This is a genomic window from Micromonospora matsumotoense, assembly GCF_050951065.1.
GTDB lineage: Bacteria > Actinomycetota > Actinomycetes > Mycobacteriales > Micromonosporaceae > Micromonospora > Micromonospora matsumotoensis.
Genome location: NZ_CP192025.1, coordinates 5,352,974 through 5,372,062 on the forward strand (window position 1 = coordinate 5,352,974; position 19,089 = coordinate 5,372,062).

Annotated in this window: 14 protein-coding genes and 1 tRNA gene; 7 read left to right on the forward strand and 8 right to left on the reverse strand. The window is 73.1% G+C overall.

Going from position 1 to position 19,089, the window contains the following annotated elements; translation table 11 throughout:
- Nucleotides 1–21 precede the first annotated feature (21 nt).
- The gene (locus ACQP1S_RS22555) at nt 22–645 is read right to left on the reverse strand and encodes an ANTAR domain-containing response regulator (RefSeq protein WP_357890736.1); all 624 of its coding nucleotides are present in this window, start codon (nt 643–645) and stop codon (nt 22–24) included.
- A 96-nt stretch (nt 646–741) separates the two neighbouring features.
- Between ACQP1S_RS22555 and ACQP1S_RS22560 the strand changes: the two genes are divergently transcribed.
- Nucleotides 742–824 (forward strand) — tRNA-Leu (locus tag ACQP1S_RS22560).
- A 200-nt stretch (nt 825–1,024) separates the two neighbouring features.
- The gene (locus ACQP1S_RS22565; RefSeq protein ID WP_176738778.1) at nt 1,025–2,020 is read left to right on the forward strand and encodes an LLM class flavin-dependent oxidoreductase; all 996 of its coding nucleotides are present in this window, start codon (nt 1,025–1,027) and stop codon (nt 2,018–2,020) included.
- A 217-nt stretch (nt 2,021–2,237) separates the two neighbouring features.
- On the opposite strand, the gene ACQP1S_RS22570 is transcribed toward ACQP1S_RS22565, so the two are convergent.
- Nucleotides 2,238–4,538 (reverse strand): cellulose binding domain-containing protein, encoded by a 2,301-nt coding sequence (locus ACQP1S_RS22570; protein ID WP_432898850.1) that lies wholly within the window; start codon nt 4,536–4,538, stop codon nt 2,238–2,240.
- Between the two features lie 210 nt (nt 4,539–4,748).
- On the opposite strand from ACQP1S_RS22570, the gene ACQP1S_RS22575 reads away from it, so the two are divergent.
- Entirely contained in the window at nt 4,749–6,227 is a 1,479-nt protein-coding gene (locus tag ACQP1S_RS22575; protein ID WP_432898853.1) for a pyridoxal-dependent decarboxylase, read from the forward strand.
- 79 nt (nt 6,228–6,306) lie between these two features.
- Here ACQP1S_RS22575 and ACQP1S_RS22580 read toward each other — a convergent pair whose 3' ends face one another.
- Nucleotides 6,307–7,416, reverse strand: coding sequence for a TSUP family transporter (locus ACQP1S_RS22580; protein WP_432898856.1), 1,110 nt, complete (start codon nt 7,414–7,416; stop codon nt 6,307–6,309).
- A 164-nt stretch (nt 7,417–7,580) separates the two neighbouring features.
- Nucleotides 7,581–8,051: an RrF2 family transcriptional regulator gene (locus ACQP1S_RS22585; RefSeq protein WP_091237384.1), complete on the reverse strand. Its 471-nt coding sequence runs from the start codon at nt 8,049–8,051 to the stop codon at nt 7,581–7,583.
- Between the two features lie 159 nt (nt 8,052–8,210).
- Here ACQP1S_RS22585 and ACQP1S_RS22590 point away from each other — a divergent pair, with 159 nt between their 5' ends.
- Nucleotides 8,211–9,701, forward strand: coding sequence for a serine/threonine-protein kinase (locus ACQP1S_RS22590; RefSeq protein WP_432898859.1), 1,491 nt, complete (start codon nt 8,211–8,213; stop codon nt 9,699–9,701).
- Between the two features lie 105 nt (nt 9,702–9,806).
- Nucleotides 9,807–11,564, forward strand: a complete 1,758-nt coding sequence (locus ACQP1S_RS22595; RefSeq protein WP_432898862.1) for an extracellular solute-binding protein — start codon at nt 9,807–9,809, stop codon at nt 11,562–11,564.
- 78 nt (nt 11,565–11,642) lie between these two features.
- On the opposite strand, the gene ACQP1S_RS22600 is transcribed toward ACQP1S_RS22595, so the two are convergent.
- From ACQP1S_RS22600 to ACQP1S_RS22610, 3 genes are all read right to left on the reverse strand, one after another.
- Nucleotides 11,643–12,527, reverse strand: a complete 885-nt coding sequence (locus ACQP1S_RS22600; protein WP_432898865.1) for an acyl-CoA thioesterase — start codon at nt 12,525–12,527, stop codon at nt 11,643–11,645.
- Nucleotides 12,528–12,617: 90 nt separating this feature from the next.
- Entirely contained in the window at nt 12,618–14,066 is a 1,449-nt protein-coding gene (gene pyk, locus ACQP1S_RS22605) for a pyruvate kinase (RefSeq protein WP_091237388.1), read from the reverse strand.
- 259 nt (nt 14,067–14,325) lie between these two features.
- Nucleotides 14,326–14,691, reverse strand: coding sequence for a YciI family protein (locus ACQP1S_RS22610; RefSeq protein ID WP_432898868.1), 366 nt, complete (start codon nt 14,689–14,691; stop codon nt 14,326–14,328).
- 348 nt (nt 14,692–15,039) lie between these two features.
- On the opposite strand from ACQP1S_RS22610, the gene ACQP1S_RS22615 reads away from it, so the two are divergent.
- Nucleotides 15,040–17,280: a PP2C family protein-serine/threonine phosphatase gene (locus tag ACQP1S_RS22615; RefSeq protein ID WP_432898871.1), complete on the forward strand. Its 2,241-nt coding sequence runs from the start codon at nt 15,040–15,042 to the stop codon at nt 17,278–17,280.
- A 119-nt stretch (nt 17,281–17,399) separates the two neighbouring features.
- Nucleotides 17,400–18,266 carry an aldo/keto reductase gene (locus ACQP1S_RS22620; protein WP_432898874.1) on the forward strand — a complete coding sequence of 289 codons (867 nt, stop codon included), beginning with the start codon at nt 17,400–17,402 and terminating at the stop codon, nt 18,264–18,266.
- Nucleotides 18,267–18,686: 420 nt separating this feature from the next.
- Here ACQP1S_RS22620 and ACQP1S_RS22625 read toward each other — a convergent pair whose 3' ends face one another.
- Nucleotides 18,687–19,076 carry an effector-associated constant component EACC1 gene (locus tag ACQP1S_RS22625; protein WP_432898876.1) on the reverse strand — a complete coding sequence of 130 codons (390 nt, stop codon included), beginning with the start codon at nt 19,074–19,076 and terminating at the stop codon, nt 18,687–18,689.
- Nucleotides 19,077–19,089 lie beyond the last annotated feature (13 nt).

Consider the following 19,089-nt stretch of genomic DNA (forward strand, 5'->3'; position numbering starts at 1 on the left):
CCGGAACCTGCGGACGCCCGGTCAGGTGGTGGGCTGCTCGGCGATCTCGCCACCGGCGGTCTCGGCGAGGATCCGCTCGGCGACCTCCTTCATGGTCATCCGGTGGTCCATCGCGGTGCGCTGGATCCACTTGAACGCCTGCGGCTCGGTCATCCCGTACGTCGTCATCAGCGCGCCCTTGGCGCGTTCGACCGTCTTGCGGATCTCCAGCCGGTCGGTGAGGCCGGCCACCTCCGACTCCAGGGCGGCGATCTCGGAGTAGCGGGAGAGGGCGATCTCGACCGCCGGCACCAGGTCGCTCTTCTGGAACGGCTTCACCAGGTATGCCATCGCGCCCGCGGCGCGCGCCCGCTCCACCAGGTCACGCTGGCTGAACGCGGTCAGGATGATCACCGGGGCGATCCGGGCGCCGGCGATCCGCTCGGCGGCCGCCAGCCCATCCATGATCGGCATCTTGATGTCGAGGATGACGAGATCGGGCTTGAGTTCCTCGGCCAACCGGACGGCGGTTTCGCCGTCGCCGGCCTCGCCGACGACCTCATAGCCCTCCTCGACCAGCATCTCGGCCAGGTCCAGTCGGATGAGCGCCTCATCCTCGGCGATCAGTACCCGCCTGCGCTCGGAATCCGTCTGCGTCTCGGCCACCAGCCCTACCCCCACCATCGATCTCGGCACAGCTACCGCCCATACTCCCGCAAGAGCCTAGTCGGGTACAGTGAGCCACGCGCCCCGCGGGGTGACGCCGGGATGGTGGAATGGCATACACGGAAGTCTCAAACACTTCTGCCCGAAAGGGCTTGCGGGTTCGAATCCCGCTCCCGGCACCTCGATGATACGGGCAGTTCGGCAGCGCGCGCGTGTTCATCCACCTGCATCGTACGGTGCCGACAGATCTTCCTGATCATGGCGTGGCAACGGCCCGGAGGAACCCACCCGGGGCAGCACCGAGCAGCCGGTCGGTCTCCGCGACCAGGGAACAAATCCGGCGCGGGGCGGGTTGGGCAGTGACGTGATCGACGTACCGATGTCTGTTCTTGATCTTGCTCCGGTCGCCGCCGGGGCCACCGCCTCCGAGGCGCTCGGGCACACCACCGAGCTGGCCCGCCGGACCGAGGAGCTGGGCTACCGCCGGTTCTGGGTGGCCGAGCACCACAACATGCCGGCGATCGCCAGCTCCGCACCGGCGGTGCTGCTCGCCCACCTGGCGGCGCACACCACCACGATCCGGCTGGGCTCGGGCGGGGTGATGCTGCCCAACCACGCGCCGCTGGTCGTCGCCGAACAGTTCGGCACCCTGGAGGCGCTGCACCCGGGCCGGATCGACCTCGGCATCGGTCGGGCCCCGGGCACCGACCAGCGGACCGCGCTGGCGTTGCGCCGCACCATGGAGGGGCTGTCGGCGGAGGGCTTCCCCCGGGAGCTGGCCGACCTGATGAACTACTTCAGCGGCGACGACCCGGGGGCGATCACCGCCACCCCGGGGCTGGGCCAGTCCCCCGCCGTCTGGTTGCTCGGCTCCAGCGGGTTCAGCGCCCAGCTCGCCGGGCTGCTCGGATTGCCGTTCTCGTTCGCGCACCACTTCAGCGCGCAGCACACCCTGCCCGCGCTCCAGCTCTACCGGCAGCACTTCCGGCCGTCGCGTTGGCTGAGCGAGCCGTACGCGATGGTGGCGGTGAACGTGGTCTGCGCCGACACCGACGAGCGGGCCGAGTGGTTGTCCGGGCCGAGCGCGCTGTCGTTCCTCAAGCTGCGGTCGGGGCGGCCGGAGCCGCTGGCCAGCCCCGAGGATGCCGCCGGGTATCCGTACAACGAGATCGAGCGGGAGTTCGTCCGGCAGCGCCGCGACGGTCAGGCGATGGGTTCGCCGGAGACGGTCCGTCGGCAGCTGTCCGAGCTGCTGGCCCGCACCGGCGCGAACGAGCTGATGCTCACCACGATGGTGTACGACGTGGTCGACCGGGTGCGCTCCTTCGAGCTGGTGGCCGGGAAGGTCGCCGGTGGGCTCTCCCGGAGCGTCTGAAACACGCTCTTCATAGCCACGTCACCCCACCGTCGCGCAAGACCTCTAACTTTATGACCGGTGGTGGTACGGCACTCCCGGTCGGGACGGGTCGGGGGTGCTGCGGTGTGGTGCACCGGGTCGCCAGCTGAGCGGATTCCGCGGCTGGCGACCCGGTGCCTGCGTTTTCGGCCCCGACCGCAGCCACCCTGGTCGGGGCGGGTGCGGTCCGGGTCGGTCAGCGCAGGTAGATGTTGGGCGTGGGCGGGGTGGACATGCCGTCGCCGATGAAGAAGCCCGGGTGCGGCGGCTGGTTGTAGGCGGTGTTCTGCCAGGCGATCGCCGCGCGGTACTGCGGGTCGTGCATCAGCGTGTAGATCCGGGTGCTGGTCTGGGTCGGGGTGCTGTAGACCCGCAGCGACCGGCTGTCGCCGGTCCGCCAGATCACCTCCTCGCGCCAGTCGCCGAGGATGTCGCCGGAGAGCGCCGGGGTGGACTTGGTGCTGTTGTTGGAGGCGACGTCGCTGCCGGTGAGCAGCCGGGTCTCGCCACCCGTGCCGTACTTGTCGATCTTGGTGCCGTCGAGGAGTTCCCGCACCGGGTCGCCGTCCCACCAGGCGAGGAAGTTCGCCGACGACGGCTTGCGGCCGATGTTCTGCCCCCGGGTGTTGGCCAGGCCGTCGACCGCCGACGACCACGACTCGGCACCCGGACTGCCGGCCCAGATGTCACCCGAGACACCCCGACCGTTGTCACCGGAGGCCGCGGTCTTCCAGATGATCTGACCGGTACGCGCGTCGGCGAACCACGAGCTGGGCTTGCTGGCGTCCTCGTCGACCTTGAAGACCTCCAGGCCGGCCCGGCTCGGGTCCAGGTCACCGACGTGCAGGGCGTCACCGTGGCCGTTGCCGGTGGAATAGAGCAGCCGGCCGTTGTCGTCGATGGTGGCCGCGCCGTACACGATCTCCTGCCGGCCGTCGGCATCGACGTCGGCGACGGAGAGCTGGTGGTTGCCCTGGCCGGCGGCGGCCGAGTTGCCGGAGGCGTTGGAGTCGAACGTCCACCGCTTGGTCAGCGTGCCGTTGCGGAAGTCCCAGGCGGCGATCACCGCGCGGGTGTAGTAGCCGCGCGCCATGATCAGGGACGGTCGCTGCCCGTCCAGGTAGGCGGTGCCGGCGAGGAACCGGTCGACCCGGTTGCCGTACGAGTCGCCCCAGGAGGAGACGGTGCCGCGCGGCGGGTCGTAGTTGACGGTGGAGGCGATGGCGCCGGTCTGCCCGTTGAACATGGTCAGGTACTCCGGGCCGGACAGCACGTAGCCACTGGAGTTGCGGTAGTCCGCCGACGACGAGCCGATCAGCTGGCCGGTGCCGGAGCGGGTGCCGTCGGCGGTCTTCATGGCCACCTCGGCCTTGCCGTCACCGTCGTAGTCGTACACCTGGAACTGGGTGTAGTGGGCGCCCGCCCGGATGTTGCGGCCCAGGTCGATGCGCCACAACCGACTGCCGGTCAGGGTGTACGCGTCGACGTAGACGTTGCCGGTGTAGCCGGACTGACTGTTGTCCTTGGCGTTGGACGGGTCCCACTTGAGCACGATCTCGTAGTCGCCGTCACCGTCGAGATCGCCGACGCTCGCGTCGTTGGCCGAGTAGCTGTAAGCCTCCCCGCTCGGGGTGCTGCCACCGGCCGGCGGCTGGATCGGCACGTCCAGGTAGCCGTTGGCGAACTGGAGCGCGGGCGCGGACGCCGCCTGCTCCGTGCCGTTCACCACGGCCCGCACCGTGTACGCCGAACCGGCCGCCGCCCCGCTGTCCAGGTAGTTGGTGGCCCCGGTGACCGGCGACGCGTTGACCTTGGTGGAGCCCCGGTAGAGATTGAACGACACCCCGGAGGTCTCGGTGCCGAGCAGCCGCCAGGAGACCAGGTTCCCGTTGCCGGAGCGCACGCTGATCAGTCCCCGGTCGAGGTTCTCCAGCTGCTTGGCCCCGGCCGGCGGGTTGGTCGGCGGGGGCGTGGTCGGCGGTGGTGTCGTCGGGGGTGGGGTGGTCGGGGGTGCGGTGGTGGGCGGTGCCGTGGTCGGCGGCGCGGTCGTCGGGGGTGCGGTGGTCGGCGCGGTGTCGCCGGTGCAGGTGGTGCCGTTGAGCACGAAGCTGGCCGGCGTCGGGTTGCTGGCGTTGTTCCACGACGCGTTGAAGCCGAAGCTCGCGGTGCCGTTGGTGCCGAGCGCGGCGTTGTAGCCGGCGTCCTTGGCGCTGACCTGCGCACCGGACTGGGTGACCGTGGCGTTCCACGCCTGGGCGACCTGCTGACCGGCGGTGTAGGACCAGGTCAGCGTCCAGCCGTTGATCGGGTCGCCGAGGTTGGTGACCAGGACGTCGGCGCCGAAGCCGCCGCCCCACTGGCTACTGATCTTGTAGTCGGCCCGGCAACCGGCGGCGGCGGCCGAGGCCGTCACGGCGGTGAGGGTGCCGGCGGCGAGGGTGGTGGCCGCGGCGGCGGCGAGTAACGCGGCGCGGCGACGGGGTGGGCTCAGGTGCACGGAAACGCCTTTCGCGGAGGTCAGCGCACGGTGCCGACGCCGGCCTGCCCGGGCCGGCGGGATGGCGCGCCGTACTGACGGTGGTGACGGACGCCTTGTATCGACATCCATGGTTCGACTCCGCGCAGTCGGATCGTAGGACAACGCTTTCCACCCGCACAACCCGTACCCGCTCTTGCTCCCGGCCGGCCCACCTGATCGACTCGGCCCATGGCTGAGCACATGGACCCCGAGGAGTTCCGCCGCGCCGGGTACGCGGTGGTCGACTGGGTCGCCGACTACTGGCGGACGCTGGATCAGCGCCCGGTGGTCCCCCGGGACCCGCCCGGCACGGTCACCGCCGCCCTGCCGACCACCCCGCCCGCGCACGGCGAGCCGGTCGCGGCGATGCTCGCCGACCTGGACGAGATCATCGTGCCCCGGGTCACCCACTGGCAGCACCCCGGCTTCTTCGGCTACTTCCCGGCCAACACCAGCGGCCCCAGCGTGCTGGCCGACCTGGTCAGCTCGGGTCTCGGCGCCCAGGGCATGCTCTGGGCCACCAACCCGGCCGGCACCGAACTGGAGACGGTGGTGCTGGACTGGCTGGTCGAGCTGATGGACCTGCCCGCGAGGTTCCGCTCCACCGGCGCCGGTGGTGGCGTCATCCAGGACTCGGCCTCCTCGGCGACCCTGGTCGCCACCCTGGCCGCCCTGCACCGGGCCAGCGGGGGCCGCTGGCGGGAGGCGGGCGTCGACCGCCGGTACCGGGCGTACACCTCCACGCACGGGCACTCCTCGATCGAGAAGGCGGCCCGCATCGCCGGCCTCGGCGGGCAGGGCGTCCGCACCATCGAGGTGGACCCGGAGACCCAGGCGATGCGTCCGGCGGCACTGCGGGCGGCGATCGAGGCGGACCTGGCAAACGGAGAGGTGCCGGCCATCGTGGTGGCGACCATCGGGACCACCTCCACCACCGCCGTCGACCCGCTGCCGGAGATCGGCGCGATCTGCGCCGAGTACGGCATCTGGCTGCACGTCGACGCGGCGTACGCCGGGGCGGCGGCGCTCTGCCCCGAGCTGCGCTGGTCGCACGCCGGGGTGGAGCACGCCGACTCGTACTGCTTCGACCCGCACAAGTGGCTGCTCACCGGCTTCGACTGCGACGCCTTCTGGGTGGCCGACCGGGGCGAGCTGATCGAGGCGCTGACCGTCATGCCGGAGTTCCTCCGCAACGCCGCCAGCGAATCCGGGGCCGTCATCGACTACCGGGACTGGCAGGTCCCGCTGGGCCGCCGGTTCCGGGCGCTCAAGCTCTGGTTCGTCCTGCGTTGGTACGGCGTCGAGGGGCTGCGCGCGCACCTGCGCTCCGGGATCGCCCTGGCCGACCGGTTCGCCGCCCGGGTACGCGCCGACGACCGGTTCGCCCTCGCCGCCCCGCACCCGTTCTCCCTGGTCACGTTCCGGCTGCGGGCCGGTGACGAGGCCAGCGCGGCGCTGCTGGCCCGGGTCAACGACAGCGGACAGGTGCACCTGACGCACACCCGGGTCAACGGCCGGTACACCCTGCGCCTGGCCGTCGGCGCACCGCTGACCGGGCCGGAACACGTGGACCGGGCCTGGGACCTGCTGTCGGCGGCGGCCACGGACATCCTCGCCGGGGTCACCTCGACCGGCGGGTCCGCCCGGGCCAACACGCCCCCCGGGTGACCGTCACCGCCCCGCCCCGGGTCGACCGGGGTCCGCGACGCCCGCGACGGGCGATGCCGGCGGCGTACCCCGTCGCCGGTCAGCGCTCGACGACGGCCAGCCGGTCATCGGCCCCGGCCGGGTCGCTGCCGGTCGGCGCGGTGCTGGCCGGCTTGGTGCTGGCCGGCTTGGTGCCCATCGGCGCGGTGCCCATCGGCGCGGTGCCGGTCGGGGCGGGCCCGGCGACGGCGGTAGGCGCGGTGCCCGTCGACGGCGGCGTGCCAGCGGAGGTGGCACCGGCGTCGGCGGTGGTGGCACCGGTTTCGGTGGCGGCGTCGACGATGGCGCGGGCCTGGCGGGTCCGCCGCAGCGCGCGGACGGCCAGCGTCAGGGCCACCACCCACCCCACCGCGAGCAGCGCGTAGACAACGGGACGGACGGTGGACCCCGCGTCGCTGGTCTTCAGCAGGATGCGGGCGTTGGTCAGCACGATCACCCCGCCGATGGTGGCGCCCAGCAGTTGCGCGGGGACGATCCGCACCAGCCAGGCGGCCACCGGCGCGGCGATCAGGCCACCGATCAGCAGCGCCGCGACGGTGGGCAGCAGGAAGCCCTCGCTGCCCAGGCCGATCAGGAAGCCGATGCTGGCCGCCCCGGCCACCACGAACTCGGCGGTGTCCACCGAGCCGATCACCTTGCGGGGCTCCATCCGACCGGACACCAGCAGCGCCGGGGTGGCCACCGGACCCCATCCCCCGCCACCGGTGGCGTCGACGAACCCGGCGACCAGGCCGAGCGGGCCGAGGAACCGGCCGCGCAGCCGCCCGGCGCCGGAACGCTGGCGCAGCGGGCGGGAGAAACGCACCAGCAGGTACGCCCCGAGGGCGAACAGGATCCCGGCCATCCACGGGGCGGCGTTCTCGGTGGAGATGGAGCTGAGGAAGGTGGCACCGAGGAACGCGCCGACCGCGCCGGGCAGGGCGATCCGGGTGACCACCCGCCAGTCGACGTTGCCGAACCGCCAGTGCGCGACACCGGCGGCGAGCGTGGTGCCGATCTCGGCGAGGTGCACCGACGCCGAGGCGGCGGCCGGTGCGACGCCGACGAAGAGCAGCAGGGTGGACGAGGTGAGCCCGTACGCCATGCCGAGCGCCCCGTCGATGAGCTGCGCAGCCAGCCCGACCAGGGCGAGGATCAGAAGCTTGCGCACGAGCCCTCCGTACTATTCGGCATCTCCTATCGACTTGGTCGACAATGCGGCACGGACGCTCCCGGGTCAACCCCCTGATCGGTGGATGGGACGACGCAGGGCCACGGTGGGTCAACTCCAGACGCGGGGTCAACTCCACGCGCGGGAGCGACTCCTGGCGGGGGTCAGCTCCAGGCGCGGGGGTCGGCGGCCAGCTCGGTGATCCGGCCCGGCAGCACCCCGGCCGCCACGTCGGCGATGGTGACCTGCTCCAGGATCTCCCGCTCGCTGGCCCGCAACGCGATCCAGACCTCCTGCAACGCCTGCGCCGCGCCGTGGTAGCCGAGCTGCTCGGGGCGCTGCCCCCGGACGTGGGCGAGCGGACCGTCGATCACCCGGATCACCTCGGCGAGGGAGATCTCCGCCGCCGCGCGGGCCAGCCAGTAGCCGCCCTCCGGGCCCCGCTGGGCGTGCACGATGCCACCCCGGCGCAGCTGGAGCAGGATGCTCTCCAGGAACTTCGGTGGGATGTCCTGCGACCGGGCGATCTGCTCGGCGGTGACGGGACGGGACCGTCCGGAGTCCGCGCCATCGGCGACCGACGCGAGTTCGGCGGCCGCACGGAGGGCATAGTCGACCCGAGCGGAGAGGCGCATGGCCGCAAGGTTAGTCGGCGGCCCGGCCGGCCGGGTCGCCACCCTCCACCGAACGGGTAGGGTGCCATGTCCCGGTGGCGTGGGCATGGCACCATACCCGTGTCGCCGGCAGGGTCGCCGGGGCACGACACACACACCAGCGCACCGAAGCACCGGCCGATGGGGGCAGCGACAGCGATGCCGGACGTGACGCCGCTGAACCCACGGGACCCACGCCAGGCCGGGCCGTACGAGCTGATCGGTCGACTCGGCGCGGGCGGTCAGGGCGTGGTCTACCTGGGCCGCGACGAGCAGGGCCGGTGGGTCGCGGTCAAAGTGATCAACGTGGACCTGCACCAGCACCCCGCGGCGAAGTCCCAGTTCACCAAGGAGATCGCCGCCGCCCGGCGGGTCGCGCCGTTCTGCACCGCGCAGATCCTCTTCGCCGACGTGGACGGCGACCTGCCGTACGTGGTCAGCGAGTTCATCGAGGGCGTCACCCTGCAACGGCACGTCCGCGAGCAGGGGCCGATCGGCGGCAACGCGCTGCACCGGCTGGCCGTGGGCACCGCCACCGCGCTCGCCGCGATCCACCAGTCCGACGTGGTGCACTGCGACCTCAAGCCGGACAACGTGATCCTCGGGGCCGACGGCCCCCGGGTGATCGACTTCGGCATCGCCCGCGCGCTGGACGTCACCGAGACGATGACCAACCGCATCATGGGCACCGCCCCCTACATGGCCCCGGAGCGGTTCCGCGACGACGCGGTCGGGCCGGCCAGCGACGTGTTCGCCTGGGCGGGCACCATCGCCTTCGCGGCGGGCGGACAGCCGCCGTTCGGCACCGGCCCGATCGCGGTGGTGATGCACCGGGTCCTGCACGACCCCCCGGCGCTGACCGGGCTCTCCGGCCCGCTGGCCACCCTGATCGGGCAGTGTCTGGACAAGGACCACCAGGCCCGGCCGACCGCCCAGGAGGTGCTGCTGCGGCTGCTCGGCCGGGACACCCACCCGGGGGCCGACGTGCCGTTGCAGACCGTCCTGCGGGCCGGCACCGACGCGGCGGCCACCCAGCAGCTGTCCCGGACCCTGTCCACCCCGCCGCCCCCGCCGGTCACCCCGCACGCGCCGACCAGCGCAGCGGCCGACCCGTGGCCGACCGGCGCGGCGGCGGACCCTGGCCGACCGCCGGGGTGGCGCGACCCTGGCCGACCACATCGACCGGCCACCCGGCACCGCCCGTGCCGAGCGGGCAGCAGCCGCCGGCGGCACCGTGGCCCACCACGTCGACCGCCCACCACGCGCCGCAGCTGCCGACCGACCCGGCCACGGCCCCACCGGCGACGGCCTGGTCCGCCCCGCCCGGACCGACGGCACCCCCGGGGACCCGGGCCACCGCCCCTGCCCCCGCCCGCCCGCCCGCACCCGCCCGGACGGCCACGGCCCCACCGGCCACGGTGGTCACCGCGCCGGCCCGGCGCGCCGGCTTCGGGCGGCGGCTGCGCCGGCAGTGGGCCGACCCGTGGGGGGTGTCCACCGCGATCTTCCTCGGCGCGCTGGGCGGCGCCACCGGGTACGTCGCCAGCACCGCCGTGGGCACCGCCGCCGCCGTCGGCTCGCTCACCCTCGTCGTGGTCTACGGTGTCCGTCTGCTGGTCGCCGCCGCGCTGACCCCCTCCGCCGCGCCCCACGGCCCCCCGCCGCAGCCCGCCGGACAGTCCGTGCCGGCACCCCGTACCGACGCCTGACCCGCCGCACCAACCCCTGGAGGAGCCGATGGCCACCGGTGAGCGTCCCGCCCGACCGTTGCTCCCGTACGCGGTGGCCGTCGTCGCGGGGCTCGCGGTGATCGCCGCGGCCTACCTGTACGTCCGGCCGACGGACCGGGCCGACTGCGTACGGCTGGAGGTCAGCTCCTCCACCGAGAAGAGCGAGCTGGTCGCCCAGCTCGCCGACCGGTACAACGCCGCCGACCGGCGCTTCGGCGGGCGGTGCGCGCAGGTGACCGTGCACGGCCTCAACTCGGGCGAGGCGATGGAGGCGCTGGCCGGCGGGTGGGCGCTCACCCAGCCGAAGGTCGCCGAGCCACAGGTGTGGCTGCCCACCTCGTCACTGTGGACCGGGCAGCTGCGCCTGCTCGACAAGGCGGCGGGCCGGCCCGTCCAGACCCCCGGGCAGTACCCGTCGATCGCCAACAGTCCCCTGGTCATCGCCATGCCCAAGGACCGGGGCGAGGTGGTGCAGCAGCGCGGCCCGCTCGGCTGGGCCGACGTCCTCGGCCTCTCCGGCGACACCGGCTGGGCGGCGTTCGGCAAGCCCGAGTGGGGCCGGTTCACCTTCGGCAAGGACAACCCGCACCTGTCCACCTCCGGCCTGGCCGCCACGATCGCCACCTACTACGCGGCGGTCAACCGGGCCAGCGACCTGACCAGCGAGGACCTCGCCCAGCCGGCGGTGACCCAGTTCGTCCGGCGGATCGAGGCCAACGTCTCGCACTACAGCGACGACTCGGTGGATCTGCTGCGCAACCTCGCCGAGGCCGACGCCGCCGCCACCGGGGACGCCCCGGCGACCGACATGAGCGCGATCGTCCTCCAGGAGGAGCTGGTCTACCTCTACAACCAGGGGCAGCTCAGCCCCACCGGCAGCAAGCCCCGGGTCCCGCTGGTGGCGGTGCACCCCAAGGAGGGCACCTTCAACCTCGACCACCCGTACGTGGTGCTGCCCTCGGCCGACCCGGCGCAACGCCAGGGCGCCGAGGACTTCCTCACGTTCCTCCAGGACGGCCCGCAGCAGCGCAGCTTCGCCGCCCTGGGTTTCCGCGACGACGAGCGCCAGCCCGCCGACACGCTGCTGGCCACGGTGGCCGGGCCGGGTGGTGACCGGCTCAGCTACTTCGACCCGCCCACCCCGGAGGTGGTCGGCGCGATCCTCGGCAGCTGGGACACCCTGCGCAAGAAGGCCAACATCCTGCTCGCCGTGGACACCTCCGGCTCGATGAAGGCCAGCGTCGGCGACCAGACCCGGTTCCGGGTGGCGAGCGACGCCGCCAGCAAGGCGATCGAGCTGCTCAACGCCGCCGACCAGGTGGCGCTCTGGTCGTTCTCCAGCGAGACCCCGCAGCGGCCGAAGAAGCCGTACAGCGAGGAGGTGCGGCTCGCGCCACTGAACCGGGGCGCGTTCAACCGGAAGCTGGCCGGGCTGCGCATCGGCGGCAACACCGCGCTGTACGCGACGGTCCGCGCGGCGCACCGCGCCCTGCTCGACAAGTACGACCCGAACCGGATCAACGCGGTGGTGGTGCTCACCGACGGCAAGAACGAGTACCAGAAGGACAGCGACCTGAACCGGCTGCTGCGGGACATCGCGTTGGACCCGAAGCAGCCGGTGAAGGTCTTCTGCGTGGCCTTCGACCAGGAATCGGACCTGACCGCGCTGGACCGGATCGCCAAGGCGTCGGCCGGCAAGGCGTTCGACGCCAGGAACCCGGCCACCATCGACGAGGCGTTGGTGAAGGTCGTCAGCAGCTTCTGACCGGTCGCCCGGTCGGCACCTGCCGGGTGGCCTTCTGCTCGCGCAGGTGCCGGGCGGTGGGTCGGCGGCGCTGCCGGGTCACGCGCCGACGCGGCGCAGCAGGCCCTCCTGGACGGCGCTGGCGATGTGCCGGCCGTCGAGGGTGAACAGCCGGCCGGTGGCCAGACCCCGCGCGCCGGAGGCGGACGGGCTCCAGCAGTCGTAGAGGAACCACTCGTCGGCCCGGAACGACCGGTGGAACCACAACGCGTGGTCCAGGCTCGCCCCGACCAGGCCGCCCGGACCCCAGACCTCGCCGTGCACCGACAGGACCGAGTCCAGCAGGGTCAGGTCCGAGGCGTAGGTGAGGGCGCAGGCGTGCAGCAGCGGATCATCGGGCAGCTTGCCGTCGATGCGCATCCAGACCCGCTGGTACGGGTCGGCGGGGCGGTCGCCGGGGCGTACCCAGCCGGGTTCGCCGACGTAACGGACGTCGATCGGGCGGGGGATCTGCCCCCAGATGCCGAGCCGCTCCGGATAGCGGGCCAGCCGGTCGGACATCGTCGGGACGTCGTCGGGGCCGGGCACGTCGGGCGGGGTGGGCGCCTGGTGTTCCAGGGCCTCCTCCTGCCGCTGGAAGGACGCCGACATGAAGAAGATCGGCTTGTCGTGCTGCAACGCCACCGAGCGGCGGACCGAGAAGGACCGCCCGTCCCGGACGTTCTCCACCTGGTAGTCGATCGGCTCGGCCGGGTCGCCGGGCCGGACGAAGTAGCCGTGCAGGGAGTGCACGAACCGGTCCGGGTCGACGGTGCGCCCGGCGGCGACCAACGCCTGGCCGGCGACCTGCCCCCCGAACACCCGCTGCGGACCGACCGAGGGACTCACGCCCCGGAAGGTCATCGCGCCGGTGTGGTCGAGGTCGAGGACCTCAAGGAGCTGGTCGACCGCGGCCTGGCCGGTCGCCGCCGGACGCCCGTTCACCGGATTCTCTCTGTTCGCGACTGCGGGGCGCGCAACCCCGGCGCACTCCTCGCGCTCACCGGGCGGACACTGTTCGTCGCGCCGACAGGCTCACTGGAGCGCCCGGGCGGAGGCGGCATCGACCAGGGAGCCGAGCTGGTGCACGCGCAGGGTGTTGGTGGAGCCGGGGGTGCCGGGCGGGCTGCCCGCGACGATCACCACGTAGTCGCCGGGGGTCGCCTGGTTGAGGCCGAGCAACGCCTGATCGACCTGGCGGAACATGTCGTCGGTGTGCTGGACGAACGGCATCAGGAAGGTCTCCACGCCCCAGCAGAGCGCGAGCTGGCTGCGCACCTCGGGGACCGGGGTGAAGGCCAGCAGCGGCAGGTCGCAGTGCAACCGGCTGAGCCGCTTGACGGTGTCGCCGGTCTGCGAGAAGGCCACCAGCGCCTTCGCCCCGATGGCGCGGGCGATCGAGGACGCGGCCACGGTCAACGCGCCACCGTGGGTACGCGGGTCGTGCTGGAGCCGGGGCACCCCGATCGAACCGGCCTCGGTGGTGGTGATGATCTTGGCCATGGTGCTGACGGTGAGCACCGGGTACTTGCCGACGCTGGTCTCGCCGGAGAGCATCACCGCGTCCGCGCCGTCGAGCACCGCATTGGCCACATCGGAGGCTTCGGCGCGGGTCGGCCGGGAGTTCTCGATCATGGAGTCGAGCATCTGGGTGGCCACGATGACCGGCTTGGCGTTCTCCCGGCACAGCTGCACGGCCCGCTTCTGCACCAGCGGCACCTGGTCCAGCGGCATCTCGACGCCGAGGTCGCCCCGGGCCACCATGACGCCGTCGAAGGCGAGCACGATCGCCTCCAGGTGGTCGACCGCCTCGGGCTTCTCGACCTTGGCCAGCACCGGGCGGCGTACGCCCTCCTCGTCCATGATGTTATGGACGAGCTTGATGTCCTCCGCCGAGCGGACGAAGGAGAGCGCGACCAGGTCGACGCCCAGGCCGAGGGCGAAGCGCAGGTCCTCGGCGTCCTTGTCCGACATCGCCGGGACGCTGACCGCCACGTTCGGCAGCGAGACGCCCTTGTTGTTGGAGACCGGGCCACCCTCGGTGACCAGGCACCGGATGTCGTTGCCGGTGACGTCGCTGACCTCGACGGCGACCCGGCCGTCGTCGATCAGCAGCCGGTCGCCCGGCTTCACCTCCTGGGGCAGCTTGCGGTAGGTGCAGGAGACTCGGTCCCGGGTGCCGAGGATTTCGTCCCCGGTGATCACCACCGAGTCGCCGGTACGCCACTCGTGCGGCCCGTCGGCGAACTTGCCGAGCCGGATCTTCGGGCCCTGGAGGTCGGCCAGGATGGCGACCGGCACGCCGACCGCCTCGGCTGCCTCGCGGACCATGCGGTACACCGACTCGTGGTCGGCGTGACTGCCGTGGCTGAAGTTCAGCCTGGCCACGTTCATGCCCGCCTCGATGAGGCCCCGAAGCCGCTCCGGGGACGAGGTGGCGGGACCAAGAGTGCAGACGATCTTCGCGCGGCGGTTCACGCCCATCAGGCTAGTCTCTCCTCCGGGTCGACCTGGGGGCCGACCCCTTGCGGACTGAGGAACAGGGGTCCGACGAGGCGCGGGGTGGGCACCTGGCCGGCGGGACGCAGGCCACGCCGGGACGTCGGGGAGTCGCGGGCATCGGCGACCGCGCGCCGGGAATCGTACCGCCCGGGGGCCAACGCCGTCCGCGCGCTCCCGTGCTCAGCCGCCCCGGCACCGGCACCGTCGGTCACCACGACCCGACGTCCTCCCGCCGTAGCTCCTAGCTGTCGGTCTTGACCAGCGGGAACTCCAACGAGCCGGCCGGGCAGAGGAAACTCAGCACGTCGACCATGTAGAGGCCGGCCTGTACCGCCGGGTCCGCCTCCATCACGCTGCGTACGTCGTCGACCGAGCCGGTGCGGGCCAGGCCGATGCCGATCGGCGGGGCGGGTTCCCGGGCCGGGCCGTCGATCGAACCGGCCACCAGCACCAGACCCCGGCGTTGCAGGGCCCGCATGTGTGCGGTGTGCTCGGCCTGGAGCCGCTGCACGGTCTCCTTCGGCAGCACCCGACCGGCCGGTCCGGGATAGAGCACGATGCACTCGTACGTGTCGAGTGCGAAGTCCAGCCGCGGCGTACCCGCCATCGCGTCCCCTTCCCCCGCGTCGGCGCCACCCCGCGCCGGTCTCCCCCGGACCCGGCCAGCGTCCCACGATGGGGACGCCCCCGGCGGCGGGTCGGGACAACTCCCCGGCGGCCGTCGTGCACCGGTCGGATGCGGCAGCGGGCACCGGGACGGGCGGCGCGGGGGCGGCGGCCGGGACGGGCGGCGCGGCGCGGATCCGCCGGGTGGCCCCCGGTGCCGGTCCGCCGGACAGCGGGGGTGACGTTCCGGCAGGCCCGTACCGGATGATCGACAGACGTGCACGGCGGCCGACGCTGGTACGGTCCGACTGATGGGGAAGCGCTCGATCCGCAGAGCGGAGGTCCCGACATGACTCGCGCCGCCGCCGCTCCCCGGCCGACGGACGACGCACGCTGGCGGGCCCTCGTCTCCGGCGCGGGCCGGACCGGCCGCTGGATCGTCGCGCACGACTGGACCGGCAGCCCGCTCGGGCCTCTGCGGGACTGGCCGCAGAGCCTGCGTACCGCCCTGATCATCTGCCTGCACAGCCCGACCCCGGCGGCGATCTGGTGGGGCCCGGAACTCGTGCTGCTGCCCAACGACGGATACCTGGCGCTGCCCGACCCGACCGGCCCGCAACTGCCGGGCCGCCCCGGGGCGGCGGTCTGGCCGGACGCGGTGCCGGCGCTGACCGGGGTGCTGACCGCGGCCGAGGTCACCTGCCGGCAGGAACGGGAGGTCGACTCCGGCGGGGAGCGACGCCGGTTGGTCTTCTCCTCCGGTCCGATCGTCGACGCGACCGGCCGGTCGGGCGGCGTCTTCACCACCGTCACCGCAACGGTCACCCCCGCCGACCGGGCCACCGACGTGGCCGAGGCCACCGACGTCGACGAGCCCGCCGCTGCCCGCCGGCCGGACGCCACCGGCACCGGCACCGGGATTCCCGCTGCGCGCCGGGACCTCGATCCACCGGTCCCGCATCAGCATGGCGGGGAGCGGCGGCGGGCGCTGCGGCAGGCCGAGGGGCTGGCCCGGCTCGCCGGGGCGCTCAGCGCCGCCGGGAGCCGGGAGGCGGTGACGGAGGTGGTCACCACGGTCACCCCGACGCTGGTCGGGGCGGCCGAGGTCCGCGTCGCGGTGGCCACGGCGGGCGCGTTGGACCTGACGGTCACCGGCGGGAGCGGCCCCGGACGGCTCGCGGTCGCCGACGACGCACCGCTGGCCCGCGCGGTACGCGAGGAGACGACCGTGGCGCTGCCCGACGGGCTCTGCCTGCCGTTGCGCGACGGAGGCGGCGCGGTGCTCGGGGCGTTGCAGGTGCGGTGGGCCGGGCCGGTCGCCGACGAGGAGGCCCGCCGCATCCTGCTCGACGCGGTGGCGGGGCTGTGCAGCCAGGCGTTGCGTCGGGCCGAGCTGACCGCGTCGGCGCGAGCGATGGCGGCGTTCGCCGCCCGGCTCAGCGTCACCCGGTCCACCGGTGAGGCGATCGAGGTGATCCTGGACGCCGCACCGATGGCGCTCGGCGCGGCGCTGCCCGGCCTGGCGATGCGGGACGAGGGCCGGCGGATCCGGCTGTGGCACGGCGGGCTGCCCACCGGGCTGATCGCCACCTTCGACGACCTGACCATCGACGATCCGCGGCCGTTCGCCCGCGCGCTGCGCACCGGTGAGCGGATCATCCTGCGCAACCGGGCCGAGTTCGCCGCCCGGCATCCCGGCCTGCCGGACCCGGCCGGCGCGTACGGCATGGTGACCACGGTGGTGCTGCCGCTGCTGGACGCGTCCCGGCGACCCATCGCCGCGCTGGGTTTCGGCTGGTCCCGGGAACGCCCGCTGCACGACGACGACCTGGCGTTGCTGGACACCATCGCCGACCTGTGCGAGCAGACCCTGGAGCGGGTCCGGTTGGCCGCTGCCGAGCACAACCTGGTGACCCGGCTGGCGGGCCGGCTGCGCACCTCGGCCGCGATCGGGCCGCCCGGCCTGGAGGTGGCCACCCGCTACCAGCCGGCGATGAGCGGCCTGCACCTGGGCGGCGACTGGTACGACCTGGTCGACCTGGACGACGGCCGGCTGGCCGTGGTGGTCGGTGACGTGGTGGGCCACCAGGTCGAGGCGGCGGCCGACATGGCGCAGCTGCGGACGGTGGTGAACACCCTGATCCGGTCCGGGGTGCCGCTGGCCGAGGTGTTCCCCCGGTTGACCGGGCTGCTCGGGGTCGGTTTCCTCGGCACCTGCCTGGCGATGGTGGTCGACCCGGTGGCCGGCGAGGCGCAGGTGGCCCGGGTGGGGCATCCGCACCCGGTGCTGCTGCCGTCGGGACGGCCACCCGAGACGGTCTGGACGGGGCACTCGCTGCCGCTGGGGCTGGTCCGCGATCCGGTGCCGGTGACCACTGTGGCGTTCGGCCCGGGTGACCTGCTGGTGGCGTACACGGACGGGTTGGTGGAGCGGCGCGACCAGGCGTACGACGCCGGGGTGACGGCGTTGCACGAGGTGCTCGTGCCGGTACGCGACCAGCCGGTGGAGGCCATCGCGGACACCCTCCTGGCCAAGCTCTCCGGCTCCGACGACGACCAGGCGCTGGTGGTCATCCGGCACGTCGGCTGAGCGCGTGTCGGTGCCCACATTCGACCCGCGGGTGTTGCCGACGGCGATCTTCGGGAAAGGCGTTGTGGTGGTGGCTAGATTTGCCGCTGACGACAACGAACAGGATCGGGGTACGGCACATGGGGTCCAGCAGTCAGCCCGCGAAGGCGTCCGGCACCTACCGGATCGGTGGCGACCTCCAGGTCGACCGGCTCGGTTACGGGGCCATGCAGCTCACCGGGCCGGGGGTGTGGGGTGACCCGAAGGACCCGGCCGAGGCGGTCCGGGTGCTGCGCCGGGCGTACGAGATGGGGGTCACGTTCATCGACACGGCCGACTCGTACGGGCCGTTCGTCTCCGAGTTGCTGATCAGGGAGGCGCTGCACCCGTACGCCGATGATCTGGTCATCGCGACCAAGGCCGGCCTGACCCGTTCCGGGCCGGGCGACTGGCGGCCGGTGGGACGCCCGGAATACCTGCGCCAGCAGTGCGAGCTGAGCCTGCGGCACCTCGGCGTGGAGTCCATCGGGCTCTACCAGCTGCACCGGATCGACGCGAAGGTGCCGCTGGAGGACCAGCTCGGCGAGCTGGCCCTGCTCCAGCAGGAGGGCAAGATCCGACACATCGGGCTGTCCGAGGTGACCGTCGCGCAGATCGAGGCGGCCCAGCAGATCACCCCGATCGTGTCGGTACAGAACCTCTACAACCTGGCCGACCGCAGCGCCGAGGACGTCCTGGACCACTGCGAGCGCCACGACCTGGCGTTCATCCCGTGGTTCCCGATCGCCACCGGCAACCTGGCCAAGCCGGGCGGCCCGCTGGACGCCATCGCCACCGGCCACGACGCGACGCCCGCCCAGCTGGCGCTCGCCTGGCTGCTGCGCCGCTCGCCGGTCATGCTGCCCATTCCGGGTACGTCCTCGGTCGGTCACCTGGAGGAGAACGTCGCCGCCGCCCAGGTGCAGCTCACCGACGAGGAGTACGACGCCCTGGCCAAGGCCGCCTGACCGGCTCACCCCTCACCCGACGACCGCCCCGGCGCGCCACCACTCCCGGTGCCTGACCGTGGCGGCCGCAGCGGACCACGGTGCCCGCGGGCGACCACGGTGGTCGCGGTACCGACGGCAGGCTCCCACCGACAGGCGGCGGTGACGGCGTCGGCCCTCTGCACCGGCGTGTCGCGCCTGATGGCAACAGGCCGAACAACGCTTATGCCTGTCCGTCATCAATATGACGGACAGGCATAAGCGTCTCGGTGGGAAGTACACCGGGAATCCTCGCCGCGCCGGGCACGCCACTGGGGCGATGTAGCGGTATCCACAACCCGGGATGCCGCTACATCGCCCCCCTTGCTGAGCGCCAACGGGCACGGAGGGGCCCACGGGCGGGCCGCGGGACCGGGGGGCGCGGGACCTGTCGGCAGTGGGTCAGCCGGCGGGGGTGATCTCGTTGCCGGGGTCGTCCCGGTGCAGGGCCCGCTGTGCCTGGTCGAGCAGCTTCGCCGGGTCGGTCCGGCCGTTGACCTGGATCTCCACCTCGGAGTCGCCGACCTGGAGCCGGATGCTCACCTCGGTACGTTGCTGGTCCACCCAGCTCTGCACCAGGTTGAACAGGCCGGGCAGCAGCCCCTGGGCCACCACCGCGATGATCACCGCGTCGCTGAAGCCGGGCCGGCCACCGGCCTGCCCGGCGTCGCGCACCAGGGTGCGGTAGCGCGGGTCGCGGTGCAGCCAGGTCAGCAGCGGCACCCGGTGCGGGCCGGCGGCACGCGGGGCCAGCACCAGCCGGGCCGGGGCGGTGGAACGGGGCGCGGTCATCTCGATCTCCCTC